Origin of the sequence: Paraburkholderia youngii (assembly GCF_013366925.1) — a bacterium.
In the GTDB taxonomy this organism is placed as follows: Bacteria; Pseudomonadota; Gammaproteobacteria; order Burkholderiales; family Burkholderiaceae; genus Paraburkholderia; species Paraburkholderia youngii.
Map to the genome: position 1 here is coordinate 269,647 of NZ_JAALDK010000001.1, position 14,206 is coordinate 283,852.

Consider the following 14,206-nt stretch of genomic DNA (forward strand, 5'->3'; position numbering starts at 1 on the left):
CAAACCGGAAAGGGAGACCGAATATGAACGCGATCTCGCTCGACGCCACCGATTGCCGTATCTTGACGGTGCTTCAGCAGGAAGGACGGATCAGCAATCTCGACCTGGCGGAGCGTATCTCGCTGTCGCCATCAGCCTGTCTGCGACGCCTGCGTCTGCTGGAGGAGCAGGGCGTCATCGAACACTACCGCGCGTGTCTGAACCGCGAAGTTTTGGGGTTCGAGCTGGAAGCGTTCGTGCAGGTGTCCATGCGCAACGACCAGCAGAACTGGCACGAGCGCTTTGCCGAGGCGTTGCGCGACTGGCCCGAAGTGGTCGGCGCGTTCGTCGTGACCGGCGAAACCCACTACCTGCTGCGCGTGCTTGCGCACAACCTCAAACACTATTCGGATTTCGTGCTCAACCGCCTGTACAAGGCGCCGGGCGTGATGGACATCCGCTCGAACATCGTGCTCGAAACGCTGAAGGAAGATTCGGGCGTGCCGGTGTCGCTCGTGAAGAAGAGCAGCGGGCATGGGGCCACGCATAGCGACCGTTGACGATGACGAGGGGGCGCGCCGTTTTGGCGCGTCCGACCGACAAGCACTACCGGCGCGAGGGGCGCGCCGCGCCGCTCAAAGCGGCTTCAGGCCGTGGAACTGTCCGCTCTGGAACACGAGCGGCAGCATGTCCGCGGCATTTTCGTGCACGCCGCAGCGCTCCACTTCGCCGACGAAAATCACGTGGTCGCCTTCGTCGTAGCGGCTGCGGTTATGACATTCGAACCACGCGAGCGCGCCGTCGAGCACCGGCATGCCGGTGTCGCCCGCCGCGTGCGATACGCCCTCGAAGCGGTCGCCCTTCACGGTCGCGAAGCGCTTGCACAGATCGAGCTGCGTCGAAGACAGCACATTGATCACGTAGTGACTGTTGGCGCGGAACACCGGCATCGACGCCGAGCGCGTCGCGAGACTCCATAGCACGAGCGGCGGAGAGAGCGACACCGAGTTGAAAGAGCTGGCCGTGATGCCGATCAGCTGGCCGGACGCGGCGCGCGTCGTGATCACGGTGACGCCGGTCGCGAACTGGCTGAGCGCCTGTCTAAACGCGGACTGGTCGAAGTTGGGTGGGCTCGCGCTCTTCATCGGGGCAGGGTCCCCGGCGCGCGCCGTGTGAAAGACGGACTTAAGCGCGAATCGAGGCGCGGATAACAACGCGGATATGTGCGGCTGGCAGCGGATGTTTCGAAAGTCATGGTGAAAATCATCGATTTCCGCCAATTTTAACTGTAATCGCCGCGCGCGCCGCACGGCGTTGCGTACGGTGCGCAATCCGGCGTTCGCTCGTTCACAGTCGAGCACGAACCGGCCGCCGTGTTTCGTGCGGACACGCCGATCATCATGCTTCGTCTCGCCGCATTTTTCGCTTCGCTTCGCTGAGCATGCGTTCGCCTGGGCGCGGCGCTTGCTGTTGTGCTGCATGGTTATTCACCCGTCGGGCGACGGCCTTTCTATACTCGATATCTGCACTGCGGGATTCGCGTGGAATGGCGCGACGCGTTGCAAACGGCGCCGCGCGACGGGTGCATCAGTTGTGCCTTTTAGTCCGCGTTTTCGGCCATATATTCGGATGCGGTGGCAGACCCGGCGGCGCTGCGCAGGCCGACTGCCGATCATTGTGTGGATCTGATCCTGGGGTGAAGCTTATGAACGAGACGGCAACGCTCGGCGGTGGATGTTTCTGGTGCCTCGAAGCGGTGTATCTGGACGTCGAGGGCGTCAACGCGGTGGAGTCGGGTTACGCGGGCGGTCACACGCGCCGTCCGAGCTACGAGCAGGTCTGCGACGGCGACACCGGTCACGCGGAAGTGGTCAGGGTCGACTTCGATCCGGCGAAGATCAGCTATCGCGAGATTCTCGACATCTTCTTCGCAATCCACGATCCGACCCAGGTGAACCGGCAGGGTAACGACGTCGGCACGCAATACCGTTCGGTGATCTTCACGCATTCCGATGCGCAACGCGAAACCGCGCTACAGGCGATTCGCGAGATCGGCGAACAGGGCATCTACGACGGCAAGATCGTGACCGAGGTGCTGCCGCTCGACGACAACTACTGGCCCGCCGAGGCTTACCATCAGAACTATTTCGCGCAGCATCCGAATCAGGGCTACTGCTCGTTCGTGGTCGCGCCGAAGGTCGCGAAGTTCCGCCAGAAGTTCGCGCATCGGATCAAGGCGGGCTAACGGCGCAGCGCGAGGATCGAGGTCGGCAGCGGGCGGACACGCAAGAACGCCCGCTGCTGTTCGTCACTGCGGTTCCTGTGCTTGCGACCGCGCGTCATCAACGCCGGCGCCATCATTCCCGCGTCCCTGGGTGACACGCACGCAGGCTTCGACAATCTCTTCGGCCAGCTTCACGCAGCTGAGCGGCGCCGATCCCTCCGCCTTGTTGTTGACCGCGATCACAACCGGCTGACCGGCCAGCGCGTAGCGCGCGGCCAGCTCGGCGAGCGACGCGCGCGTCGCCGGATCTTCGTCGACGAGCCGGTTGAACGGCTCGTACTTCGCCTTCGCCTGTTCATATTTGAAGCCGCCGTGCAGGCTCCAGCGCACGATCAACGGACCGGCCGGCTCGCCGTCGAGCAGCGCGAGCGCCGCGGCCTGACGCAGCGGATCGGGCATCCGCGCATGAATGCCAACGCAGTAGCGAACGCCCGCCGTCTTCAGCATCCGGATGAAACGTGGCGTGAGCAGACTCGCGTCGCGGATCTCGACCGCGTAGCAACTGCCGTCGGGCAGCCTCGGCAGCGCGCCGAAAAACTCTCCCAGACGCTCGATGAACACCGCCGGCTGCGCGAGCATCTGATCCGGCAGCGGCGAGAACTGGAACACCAGCGCGCCGGCCTTTGCGCCGAGGCCTTCCACACAGGGCGCGACGAAGTCGTCGATCGCCATCTGCGCGTTCAGGAAGCACGGGTTCAACGACACCGGCTCGCCGCGCTCGGCGCGCACGGTGGCGTCGGTGATCGTCATCGGCGCCTTGACGATGAAGCGGAAGTGCTCGGGCACCTGCTGCGCGTAGCGCAGGTATTCGGTGACCGTCAGCGCCTGGTAGAACGAGCGGTCGATGCTGACCGCCTTCAGCAGCGGATGCGCGCCGTACGCGCTCAAGCCCTCGCGCGACAGTTTGCTGTTGCTGTAGTCGTCGCCGTAGACGATGCCGCTCCAGCCCGGGAACGACCATGTCGACGTGCCGAGGTGGATCTGTGGCGGCAATTGCGCCGCGAGCGCGAGCAGTTCGGGCGAGGGCGGCGCGGCGAGCACGTCGCGGCCGCGGCGTCTCTTCGGGGCGTCGGTGGGGACGGGTGCGGAGGCTGGTTCAGCAGCGGGGCTGTCGGGCGGGGCGGCGTCTTCGAACAGCGACGCGGCGGCGATGGCCTTTGCGGGCTTCGGCGCACGCTTGCGCTCTGGCTGCGCGGCAGCGCTTGCGATGGAGTCGGCCTCGCTCGTGGACACGGCCGGCGCTTCTACAGCAGCCTCCACCGGCATCCCGAACAGATCGAACTGCTGCGCGGCGTCGTGCGCCGCATCGTCCGCGCTGCCGTCCTTGCCGTTCAACGGCTCTTCAACGTCACTCGTCCTGCTCTGGTCCATCAATGTCCGGCCTGCTGTTGATCAGAAATGCGCAGCGGCGCGCGCTTCATGCACGCCGCCGCGGCGTAACCGGTCACAGCACGGTCACAGCGGTTTTTCGTACATGTAGCGGCGCGACCACGGCAGGGTTTTCGCGCTGCGGCCGGCTTTGCGGCACACCACCTGGAAGATCGACACGTCGTCGTTTTCGAACGCATACGCGCAGCCAGCCAGATACACGCGCCAGATGCGGAATTTTTCGTCGTCGACGAGCTTGCGCGCCTGATCCGCGTGGGCTTCGAAATTTTCCGCCCAGATGTCGAGCGTGTGCGCATAGTGACGGCGCAGGCTTTCGACGTCAATCGGCTCGAGTCCGCCGCGCTGCATCGATTCCAGCGCGAGGCTGATATGCGGCAGCTCGCCGTCCGGGAACACGTAGCGGTCGATGAATTCGCCGCCGCCGAGCGCGGTTTCGCCGCTATCGGCGTCGCTCGACGTGATGCCGTGGTTCATCGCGATGCCGTCGTCGGCGAGCAGATCGTGCATCTTCTGGAAATAGCCGGGCAGGTTCTTGCGGCCGACGTGCTCGAACATGCCGACGCTCGTGATGCGGTCGAACTGCCCCGGGATGTCGCGATAGTCCTGCAGGCGGATTTCGATCTGGTTCTCGAGCCCCGCTGCTTTGACGCGCGCGGTGGCGAGATCGAACTGGTTCTGTGACAGCGTGACGCCGACGCACTTCGCGCCGAACTTCTGCGCGGCGCGCAGCACGAGCGCACCCCAGCCGCAGCCGATGTCGAGCAGACGCTGGCCGGGCTGCAGCTGGATTTTGGTCAGAATGTGATCGATTTTCTTCAGCTGCGCCGTTGCGAGGTCTTCGGTGCCAGTCTCGAAGTACGCGCACGAATAGACCATGTTTTCGTCGAGCCACAGCTTGTAGAACTCGTTCGACACGTCGTAGTGATACTGGATGGCTTTTTTATCCGACGTCTTCGAATGATTGAAGTAGCGCCGCACGCGCGCGAGCTTGCCGGCGCTCGTCACGGTACTGCGCGCGAGCTGATAGCCGATATTGATGATGTCCGACAGCTTGCCCTCGATGTCGATTTTGCCTTTGACATAGGCTTCGCCAAGATTGTCGAGGCTCGGTTCGAGCAGATAGGGCAGCGCGGTTGCGCTCTTCACGTGTAGCGTGACCTGGGGCGCGGCGAACTGCCCGAAGTCGTGTTGCTGACCGTCCCACAGCACGAGGCGTGCGGGCAGGTTAGCTGTGGTTTTGACATCTTCAACCCACTGCGCCAGCTTTTTCTCCCAGAACATGTGATCTCTCCGTGTCCGTTGATTTAAAGCAAAGCTATGTGGATCGCGATAGGGCGCGGCGCATTCCGCGGGCCGCGCAACGCAATCCCGCCGACGCGCGCCGCTACGATGGCGGCACGGCCGGCGTCATTCGTCCCATCATCGTCCGGTCAGGGCGACAGGCGTGCGATCAGCCAGTGGGCGCCTTCTTCCGCGCGCGTATAAAGCAGACGATCGTGCAGCCGCGATGGCCGCCCCTGCCAGAACTCGATCGCGTCGGGCACCAGACGGTAGCCACCCCAGTGCGGCGGACGCGGAGGATTTTCGCCGTATTGCAGGCTGATTTCGCGTTCGCGCACTTCGAGCTGCGAGCGGCTTTCAATTACCTGACTCTGATTCGATGCCCATGCGCCGATCCGCGAGCTGAGCGGACGCGATGCGAAATACGCGTCACTTTCTGCCTCGCTCGTTTTGACGACGCGGCCCTCGATGCGCACCTGGCGTTCGAGTTCGATCCAGTGAAACAGCAGGCTCGCGTAGGGATTCGCGCTCAGTTCGCGGCCTTTGCGGCTCTCGTAGTTGGTGAAGAACACGAAACCACGCGCGTCGACCCCCTTGATAAGCACGATGCGTGCCGAAGGCCGGCCGCGCGCGTCGACCGTGGCAAGCGTCATCGCATTCGGCTCGGGCAGCTTGGCGTCGATGGCCTGCTGGAACCACGTGTCGAATTGACGGAACGGATCGTGGTTGACGTCGGCAACGTCCAGTGAGCCCAGCGAGTAGTTTTTTCGAAGCTCGGCGAGTGAGATCATGTTCTTATGCGAACGCTACAGTGGGCCAAGTATAGCTAAGGCACCAGGTTTTTGCGCGCGAGCGGATCAACGTATGGCGGGCGCATGTTGCGAGCGCCAAGCCTGCAACGTTGTGTCGCTGCTCGGGGTCCTGCGCGGCTGCTTTCACGTGTTCAGGCAAAATACGGGCTGCGCGCCTGATTGGCCAAAGCGAATTGCCAACGCGCCGCCGCCTGTTACGTTCCGCCTGTGTTTTCGAGCCCTGCCATCATGTCCAGCACCACCGCGCAATCCGATCTTACTACCAGCCTTGACGCGAACGAAACCGCCGACCGCGCCCGCCGGTTCGGCGGCATCGCCCGTCTGTATGGCGCGCCCGCGCTCGCCGCGTTCGAGGGGGCGCACGTCGCGGTGATCGGCATCGGCGGGGTGGGATCGTGGGTCGCGGAGGCGCTAGTGCGCAGTGCGCTCGGCACGCTGACGCTGATCGATCTCGACAACGTCGCGGAAAGCAACACTAACCGGCAGATTCACGCGCTCGACGGCAACTACGGAAAACCGAAGGTCGAAGCGATGGCCGAGCGCATCACGGCGATCAATCCACACTGCGACGTGCGGCTGATCGAAGACTTCGTCGAACCGGACAATTTCGCGGCGACGCTCGGCGACGGCTTCGACTATGTGATCGACGCGATCGACAGTGTGCGCACGAAGACCGCGCTGATCGCGTGGTGCGTCGAGCGCAAGCAGCCGCTGATCACGGTCGGCGGCGCGGGCGGTCAGCTCGACCCGACGCGTATCCGCATCGACGATCTGGCGCTGACGATTCAGGACCCGCTGCTGTCGAAGGTGCGCGGGCAGTTGCGCAAGCAGCACGGCTTTCCGCGCGGGCCGAAAGCGAAGTTCAAGGTGAGCGCCGTGTATTCCGACGAGCCGCTGATCTATCCGGAAGCGGCCGTCTGCGACATCGACGAAGAAGCCGAGCACGTGAGCACGTCGCCCGGACATACGGGGCCGGTCGGTTTGAACTGCGCGGGGTTTGGGTCCAGCGTATGCGTGACCGCGAGCTTTGGTTTCGCGGCCGCGGCGTATGTGTTGCGGGAGCTGGCGAAGAAGGCGACGGTTTAGGTTTAGGTGGCAGCCTGGGCGGCGGTTTCAACCGCTCCGACCCAGGCCGCCATCGGGCGAAACATCACAAACGATCAATTCAACGAGGCGCTCAGCTTGCGCCGCCACTGCGCCACCAGCTCCGGCTGATGCGCGGCCAGATCGAACACCGACAACATCGTCTTGCGGCCGACATCGTCGCGGAACGCGCGGTCGCGCTGCACGATCGCGAGCAGATGTTCGAGCGCCTGCGCATATTTGTGCCGCGCGATAAACGCATTCGCGAGATCGAAGCGCGCTTCGAGATCGTCGGGATTGCCCGCGACGCGCGCTTCGAGCGCATCGGTGGGCGGCAGGTCCGCGGCGGCGTCCACCGCGTCGAGCCTGGTTTTGATTGCGTTGAAACGCGCGTCGATGCCTTGCGTGGTTTTCGGCGACAGCAAATCGACTTCGTTGCGCGCCTCGTCGATGCGGTTGTCTTCTAGCAGCAACTCGATGCGGTCCATGCGCGCGTCGTCGAACCCCGGGTCGTACGCGAGCGCCGCTTGCAGCAGGTCGTAGGCGTCGTCGCGGCGGCCTTCGGCGAGCGCGGTCTGCGCTTCGATGCGCGCTCCCGGCGCGCCCTGCGGCACGAGCCGGTCGAGGAACTCGCGCAGTTGTCCTTCCGTCAGCACGCCGATGAACTGATCGACGGCCTGGCCGTCGGCGAACGCGATCACGTGCGGAATGCTGCGCACCTGGAAGTGCGCGGCCAGTTCGTGGTTCTCGTCCACGTTGACCTTCACGAGCTTCCATTTGCCGGCGGCTTCGGCTTCGAGCTTTTCGAGCATCGGGCCGAGACTCTTGCAGGGGCCGCACCACGGCGCCCAGAAATCGACCAGCACGGGGGCCAGCATCGACGCCTTGATGACGTCCTGTTCGAAAGTGGCCAGAGTGGTGTCCATTGCGTCCTCGTCGATAGAAACGGTTTGTAGCTAGCTGGGGCCGAATCGCGCGATTTCAATGCGGTCCCGCGCATGCGGCCCCGGCGCCGTTACTTGCGCTGCGGCAGCGGAATCCATTCGGTTTCGCCGGGCACGTGGCCCATTTCCTGATTCGTCCATGCGAGCTTCGCGGCTTCGATCTTCTCGCGCGAGCTCGCGACGAAATTCCATTCGATGAAGCGCTCGCCGTCGAGCTTCTCGCCGCCGAGCAGCATCACGCGCGCGCCGTGGGTGCTCGCGAGCGTGACGGTTTCGTCCAGCGCGAGCACGGCCATCTGGCCGACTTCGAGCGTGGTGCCGTCGATCTCCAGATCGCCTTCCACCAGATATACACCACGCTCCTCGTGCTCCGGTTCGAGCGCGAACGCGCTGCCCGGCGTGAAGTCGGCGGCGACGTACAGCGTGCCCGAGAACGTCGCGACCGGCGACACCGCGCCGAACGCGGTGCCCGCGATCACGCGCAGCGTCACGCCATTGCGCTCGACGACCGGCAAGGTCGCCGCCGCATGATGCGCGAACGACGGCTCGGCGTCTTCATCGGCGAGCGGCAGTGCGACCCAGGTCTGGATGCCGTGAATTTTCTGGCCGCGCGCGCGGTCTTCGGCCGGCGTGCGCTCCGAATGGACGATGCCGCGTCCGGCCGTCATCCAGTTGACGTCGCCGGGGACGATCTTCTGCTCGGAGCCGAGGCTGTCGCGATGCATGATCGCGCCGTCGAACAGATAGGTGACGGTCGCGAGGCCGATATGCGGATGCGGGCGCACGTCGAGGCCGGTGCCGGGTTCGAGGGTCGCCGGGCCCATGTGGTCGAAGAAGATGAACGGGCCGACGAGGCGCGCCGCCATCGCCGGCAGCACGCGTCGCACGGCCAGATTGCCGATGTCGCGTAGGTGCGGTGTGAGGACGGCTTTGATCGAGGAAGTCATGGGCAGGCTCGACGGAAAGTGGAAGAAGAAAGCTCGAATGGACGATTCTACTGCGCGTCGCGCGCGGCCGACGGCAACGGTGCACGCTCGCCATCGGCGGGCGCAACGAACCGGGGTCGCAGCCTCGGCTACACTGCCGGATCGAACCATTTCATTGGAGACCTGGATGTCGCCCAGGGACTTGCTGCTCGCGCTGATCGTCGTGGTCGCGTGGGGCGTCAATTTCGTCGTGATCAAGGTCGGCCTGCATGGCGTGCCGCCGATGCTGCTCGGCGCGCTGCGCTTTGCGCTCGCCGCGGTGCCGGCGGTGTTTTTCGTCAAGCGGCCGCAGATGCCTTGGCGGTGGCTATTCGCCTACGGCGCGACGATATCGTTCGGGCAATTCGCGTTCCTGTTCTCGGCGATGTACGTCGGCATGCCGGCGGGGCTCGCGTCGCTGGTGCTGCAGGCGCAGGCGTTTTTCACGCTGATTTTCGCGGCGCTGTTTCTGCACGAACGCTTCCGTTTGCCGAACGTCGCGGGTCTGCTGATCGCCGCGGCGGGGCTCGCGGTGATCGGCCTGCAAGGCGGCCACACGATGTCGCTCGTCGGGTTCCTGCTGACGCTGTGCGCCGCGTGCATGTGGGCGCTCGGCAATATCGTCACGAAGAAGGTCGGCAAGGTCGATCTGGTCGGACTCGTCGTGTGGGGCAGCCTGATTCCGCCGCTGCCGTTTTTCGCCGCGTCGTTCGTGTTCGAGGGACCGCGCGAGATCGCCGCCGCGCTGACCGGTATCAGCGCGCTGTCGATCTTCGCGATCGTCTATCTGGCGTTTATCGCGACGTTGGTCGGCTATGGCTTGTGGAGCCGTCTGCTGTCGCGCTATCCGGCGAGCCAGGTCGCGCCGTTCTCGTTGCTGGTGCCGATCGTCGGTCTCGCGTCGGCGTCGTTGCTGCTCGGCGAGGAACTGTCGGCGATGCAGGTGGCGGGCGCATTGCTCGTGATGGCGGGGCTCGCGGTCAACGTGTTCGGCGGCTGGGTCGTGCAACGCTTGATGCCGGCGCGCTGAGCAACCGTTGCGCCACGCGTTGCGCGCGTGAATAGAAAAACGGTCGTGAGGCCTAATGCCGTTCGGTCAAGCGACTGAACGGCATTTCGTTTTTTGGCGCAAAGCAGTTGTAATCGGGACGGCGGCGTCGGCTACCCGCACGCCAGGCACGCACCCGAAGCACTGAGCTTCATCCGCGCGTTGCATACCATTCAGTACGAAATGGGCTAGGCGGACGTGACGCGCTCGTACGGCAAACTGCCCGGGTTGCTCAGGCGCTTGCGAGCGCGGCTCAAGCAACTTCCGAATGAGAAACGGCCCGGGCGCACCTGCGCTCGGATCGTCAAATCCAGACCGTTTCGCTATACCGTTCGCGTTCTCAAAAGAGACCTTAATTGGACGGCATACGGCTCAATGCCGCTTTTTTGTTGGACGGTGATGTTGGAGAAATGCACCTGAAAATAAGATGGCAGAGCAACTGCGAATATCTGTCAACGCGGTTTTATCTCAATTTAAAGTCGTTGACTATGTCGCGTTTTAGATGATTAATTCGTCGGATGTGTTCTGGAAAAATAGCGTTCGCCGGAGTTTTTCTAGATTCCGGCAGTCATAGATTGGCTGTGCGAACCAGGCGTTCCGGTGAACAGCGATTCGAAATATCAATGCAGGCAACGCGAAAAAGACACCAGGAAATGAACGAGAAACGTTGATGGCTATTCCATTCCCGGCGACGCTCGCGCGCGCAGCAAACGCAATGGCGCAGGCAATGCCACTGCCTATTCCAGGCCCCACCGCCGCACCGTCTGCTGGTCCTGCAGGCAGCGGCGGCACTGGTGCGGGTGCAGACGGCGGATGGGGCGAACTACCGCGCGATCGCTCCCGCGAGCGTGAGAGGCCGTGCAAGTGCCCGCCTGAGAAGGGCGGCGAAAGGGTACAAAGGAATCACGGAATGAATCCTGAGCCGCGACGCTACCAGGCCCGCATCACAGGGTTTGAGTACGGAATTGTGTCGGACGGGAAAGGCAGGGAAACCAGCCAGGGCTGGAATATGGAATGGGCGTGGCTGGGCACAGACTTTGATGGTTTCCAGCCTTCCCAATGTCTCTTGCAGGAAGCCAAGGGGAATTACGACCAATTTATCGGTGGAAATGGAAGACCGCTTGAGTTTTTTAAAGGCTTTACAAACATGGCTGAACAAATCAAAAAGCAAGGCACGATTGCACGCAGCAATCCACCCGCCAAACTGATGTGGTATTTTCAGACATCTAAAACGAGAGAGTTTATGTTGCCGCCACTGCAGAGATTTGGCGTTTCTTCCGTTTTCCAGCCGTGAGAAAATAATGAACCTGTCAGAACAACATCGTGATCGGACTGATTTACCCAATGCAGATTGGCAAACTCACTTGAGTCGCCTGTGGCCTGTCATCGACCTACTGAAACGCAAAGATAGGGAGTTGAGCGAATGGTATCTACAGGGCGAGAGCGAGCAAGAGGCACTTCAGCATCGCGCCTATGACGACAAAGTTCCATCAACGACTGCAATCGATGCTCTTTCGAGAGAGTACCCGGGGAAAAGCAAAGACGATCCAAAATCAATCGGAATATGGAATGGGGTTAGATCGGATCAGGTTGGCGCATCAATAACAGTCGAGATTGATGGCGGAGAGATTTTTTCAAAATCGCTTGACATATCCCTTAACGAGAAGATGGGAAATCGGAATTCCCGCCTGGGCGACTATAACTCCGTAGCAGAGGTTCTTTCTAAAATTGTGGAAATCTATGGGTCGTTCTACATCACATTCGGTCCGTACTTCTATTTCAAGGAAAAAGTGTTTGAAGATCGTCCTGGCGTTAGCTGGATGCTCTACTTGCCACATACTCTGACAGCCGCTCAAGTGCCAGAAGCGCGCGCCCTGATCCCTGTCATGCGGGAACACAAGCAGCAAGGCACGATCATCGTCAGCGTGACGGATGACGTCTTCGACGTGAACAACCGCAAACACGTCAAGGCGGCTAACGATATCGAAATCCGTCTGGCAGACCAGGATTTGCTGCCACGATTCGTTGACCTTTGAGTTTTGATCGTTGCCCCGCTTCAGCGGGGCTTCTTCATGCGAAAAAGGCCCGCGCCGTATCGGGCCTCCCGATCTTCGTCAGGCGTCGGCTCGACGCCATCTCAGGCTTCGGCCGGCGAGAACCGTCCAGCCAACGCCAATACGTGCTGGCAGGCGGCGAGTGGCTGCCGACATCACGTCATGCGGCTCTTGGCGAGCGGCGGATTCGCCGCGAAATAGCGCTTGATGCCGGTCAGAATCGCGTTGGCCATCTTGTCGCGATACGCGTCGTCGTTCAGGCGCCGCTCTTCATCTGGATTGCTGATGAACGCGGTTTCGACGAGGATCGACGGAATGTCCGGCGCCTTCAGCACCGCGAAGCCGGCCTGCTCGACCGAGCCCTTGTGCAGCTTGTTGATGTCGCCGATCTCCTTGAGCACGAAGTTGCCGTAGCGCATCGAGTCGCGAATCTGCGCGGTGGTCGACATGTCGAATAGCGCGCGGTTCACGGTGGCGTCGTCGGATTTGATGTTGATGCCGCCGATCAGGTCCGACGAGTTTTCCTTGTTCGCCATCCAGCGCGCGGCCGCGCTCGACGCGCCGTGCTCCGACAGCGCGAAAACCGACGAGCCCTTCGCCTCGGGCGTCGTGAACGCGTCCGCGTGGATCGACACGAACAGGTCCGCGCCGACGCGCCGCGCCTTCTGCACGCGCACGTTCAACGGCACGAAGAAGTCGGCGTCGCGCGTCATCATCGCGCGCATGTTCGGCTGCGCGTCGATCTTCGCGCGCAGCTTCTTCGCGATGTCGAGCGCGACGTGCTTCTCGTAGGTGCCTGAGCCGCCGATCGCGCCCGGGTCCTCGCCGCCATGACCCGGATCAATCGCGACGGTGAGCAGTCGCACGGTGTTGCTGCGGCCCGACTTCGGCGTAGTGAATGCGTAGGTGTCGCCGTTGTCGCCGAGGTTGTCGTTGTTGCTGTCGAGGCCGCGTGCGGTGCCGTTGCCGTTGGCGCTGCCATCCTTGTTGCGGGCGATCACGCTGGGCGGCGCGGACGGCGCAGAGGGTGTGGGCTGCCTGCCGGCAATGGCGGGTGCGGACGGCGCCGGCGTGCCACGCGCGGGCGGACGCGGTACGCCCGCACCGCCATTGCCAGCACCACTACCCGCGCCACCGTTCTGCGCGTAATGCTCGAAGAACGCCTCGCTGTTGTCGACGGGCGGCGGCGTGCCGGGGCCGGAAAGCGTCGCCGGCGGCGCGCCGTTTTCTTCGTTGAGCGCCTGCTGCTTGCGCTCGGACTGCGCGAGCAGGTCCATCAGCGGATCGGGCGCGACTGCCGGATACAGGTCGAACACGAGCCGGTACTTGTACGCGCCGACTGGCGGCAGCGCGAACACCTGCGGCTTCACCGAGCCCTTCAGGTCGAACACCATTCGCACCACGTGCGGCTGATACTGCCCGACCCGCACCGACGATATTTGCGGATCGTTCGGTGTGATCTTCGACACCAGTTCCTTGAGCGCCTGATCGAGATCGAGGCCGTTCAGATCGACGACGAGCCGGTCCGGTCCCTGCAGCAGTTGCTGCGTGTTCTGCAGCGGCTGATCGGATTCGATCGTCACGCGCGTGTAGTCGCGCGCGGGCCACACACGCACGCCGAGCACCGAGCTCGCAAACGCGAGGCGCGGCGCGACGAGGCCGAGCACCAGCGTCGACGCACCCGCGCGCAGGATCTGCCGGCGCCGCCAGTTATGCGTTGCGCCCGCTGCCGATTCGATCGAATGGAACGGTTTGATTAACATCTTTCGAGACATGCCTTTCCTGATTCGCTATAAGCGCGTGCGACGAGTGTGCGTGCGTCCGCGTTTGCGTCCATGTTGCCGACGAGCCCGAGCGAGAAGACGAGATCCGGCACACCGAGCAGCGGTCCCGCGCGTTGCGGCCATTCGACGAGGCAGACCGCGCCGCTATCGAAATATTCGCGAAAGCCCGCGTCGGCCCATTCGGACGGATCGGAGAATCTGTACAGATCGAAGTGATAGAGCGCGAGTTCCCCAGCGGGCCGTGCGAGCACATACGGTTCGACGAGCGTGTAGGTCGGACTGCGCACGCGGCCGGTGTGGCCGAGGCCGCGCAAGGTCGCGCGCACGAGCGTGGTTTTGCCGGCGCCGAGATCGCCGACGAGTTGGACTTGCAGGCCGTGGAATGCGAGGTCGCTTACGGCGCCGGGCTGTGCTGACTGTGCCTGCTGCGAGGCCGCGCGTACGCTTTCGATCGCCTGTGCGAAGCGCGCGCCGAACGTCTGCGTGGCGGCCTCGTCCGCGAGCGCGAAAGAGCGTTCGAGCAGCACCGGAGCGGACGGTAGGGTCGCGTGATCGGGATTGACGGGCATTCTCGTAAAATGGC

General features: G+C 63.1%; 14 protein-coding genes. 6 read left to right on the plus strand and 8 right to left on the minus strand.

The genetic code is table 11. The annotated features are described in order from the left end of the window. Positions 1-23 precede the first annotated feature (23 nt). Positions 24-539 (plus strand): Lrp/AsnC family transcriptional regulator, encoded by a 516-nt coding sequence (locus G5S42_RS01275; RefSeq protein ID WP_176105186.1) that lies wholly within the window; start codon positions 24-26, stop codon positions 537-539. Between the two features lie 75 nt (positions 540-614). On the opposite strand, the gene G5S42_RS01280 is transcribed toward G5S42_RS01275, so the two are convergent. After that, positions 615-1,124, minus strand: a complete 510-nt coding sequence (locus G5S42_RS01280; RefSeq protein WP_176105187.1) for a flavin reductase family protein — start codon at positions 1,122-1,124, stop codon at positions 615-617. Between the two features lie 560 nt (positions 1,125-1,684). On the opposite strand from G5S42_RS01280, the gene msrA reads away from it, so the two are divergent. Beyond that, positions 1,685-2,224: a peptide-methionine (S)-S-oxide reductase MsrA gene (gene msrA / locus G5S42_RS01285; RefSeq protein WP_176105188.1), complete on the plus strand. Its 540-nt coding sequence runs from the start codon at positions 1,685-1,687 to the stop codon at positions 2,222-2,224. A 63-nt stretch (positions 2,225-2,287) separates the two neighbouring features. Here msrA and G5S42_RS01290 read toward each other — a convergent pair whose 3' ends face one another. The 3 genes from G5S42_RS01290 to pdxH form a co-directional block, all read right to left on the minus strand. Further along, the gene (locus tag G5S42_RS01290; RefSeq protein ID WP_176105189.1) at positions 2,288-3,634 is read right to left on the minus strand and encodes a DUF72 domain-containing protein; all 1,347 of its coding nucleotides are present in this window, start codon (positions 3,632-3,634) and stop codon (positions 2,288-2,290) included. Positions 3,635-3,718: 84 nt separating this feature from the next. Further along, on the minus strand, positions 3,719-4,933 hold the full coding sequence (locus G5S42_RS01295; RefSeq protein ID WP_176105190.1) for a class I SAM-dependent methyltransferase: 1,215 nt from the start codon (positions 4,931-4,933) through the stop codon (positions 3,719-3,721). 149 nt (positions 4,934-5,082) lie between these two features. After that, on the minus strand, positions 5,083-5,724 hold the full coding sequence (gene pdxH / locus G5S42_RS01300; RefSeq protein WP_176105191.1) for a pyridoxamine 5'-phosphate oxidase: 642 nt from the start codon (positions 5,722-5,724) through the stop codon (positions 5,083-5,085). A 249-nt stretch (positions 5,725-5,973) separates the two neighbouring features. On the opposite strand from pdxH, the gene tcdA reads away from it, so the two are divergent. After that, positions 5,974-6,831, plus strand: coding sequence for a tRNA cyclic N6-threonylcarbamoyladenosine(37) synthase TcdA (gene tcdA / locus G5S42_RS01305; RefSeq protein WP_176105192.1), 858 nt, complete (start codon positions 5,974-5,976; stop codon positions 6,829-6,831). Positions 6,832-6,905: 74 nt separating this feature from the next. Here the strand turns inward: tcdA and trxA are convergent, their stop codons facing one another. Together trxA and G5S42_RS01315 are read right to left on the minus strand one after the other, a co-directional pair. Then, positions 6,906-7,754 (minus strand): thioredoxin, encoded by an 849-nt coding sequence (trxA, locus tag G5S42_RS01310; protein ID WP_176105193.1) that lies wholly within the window; start codon positions 7,752-7,754, stop codon positions 6,906-6,908. Between the two features lie 89 nt (positions 7,755-7,843). Beyond that, positions 7,844-8,719, minus strand: a complete 876-nt coding sequence (locus tag G5S42_RS01315) for a pirin family protein (RefSeq protein ID WP_176105194.1) — start codon at positions 8,717-8,719, stop codon at positions 7,844-7,846. 166 nt (positions 8,720-8,885) lie between these two features. Between G5S42_RS01315 and G5S42_RS01320 the strand changes: the two genes are divergently transcribed. From G5S42_RS01320 to G5S42_RS01330, 3 genes are all read left to right on the plus strand, one after another. After that, complete coding sequence (locus tag G5S42_RS01320) at positions 8,886-9,767, plus strand: EamA family transporter (protein ID WP_176105195.1); 882 nt, start codon at positions 8,886-8,888, stop codon at positions 9,765-9,767. A gap of 928 nt (positions 9,768-10,695) precedes the next feature. Continuing rightward, positions 10,696-11,079 carry a restriction endonuclease fold toxin 5 domain-containing protein gene (locus G5S42_RS44000; RefSeq protein ID WP_246391775.1) on the plus strand — a complete coding sequence of 128 codons (384 nt, stop codon included), beginning with the start codon at positions 10,696-10,698 and terminating at the stop codon, positions 11,077-11,079. Positions 11,080-11,086: 7 nt separating this feature from the next. Further along, positions 11,087-11,821: an immunity 52 family protein gene (locus tag G5S42_RS01330; RefSeq protein ID WP_176105197.1), complete on the plus strand. Its 735-nt coding sequence runs from the start codon at positions 11,087-11,089 to the stop codon at positions 11,819-11,821. A 173-nt stretch (positions 11,822-11,994) separates the two neighbouring features. On the opposite strand, the gene G5S42_RS01335 is transcribed toward G5S42_RS01330, so the two are convergent. Both G5S42_RS01335 and tsaE read right to left on the minus strand, forming a co-directional pair. Further along, a complete protein-coding gene (locus tag G5S42_RS01335; RefSeq protein ID WP_176105198.1) occupies positions 11,995-13,614 on the minus strand; it encodes an N-acetylmuramoyl-L-alanine amidase in 1,620 nt (539 codons plus the stop codon). Next, positions 13,596-14,192, minus strand: a complete 597-nt coding sequence (gene tsaE / locus G5S42_RS01340) for a tRNA (adenosine(37)-N6)-threonylcarbamoyltransferase complex ATPase subunit type 1 TsaE (RefSeq protein WP_176105199.1) — start codon at positions 14,190-14,192, stop codon at positions 13,596-13,598. Before tsaE ends, G5S42_RS01335 begins: the two co-directional genes overlap by 19 nt. Positions 14,193-14,206 lie beyond the last annotated feature (14 nt).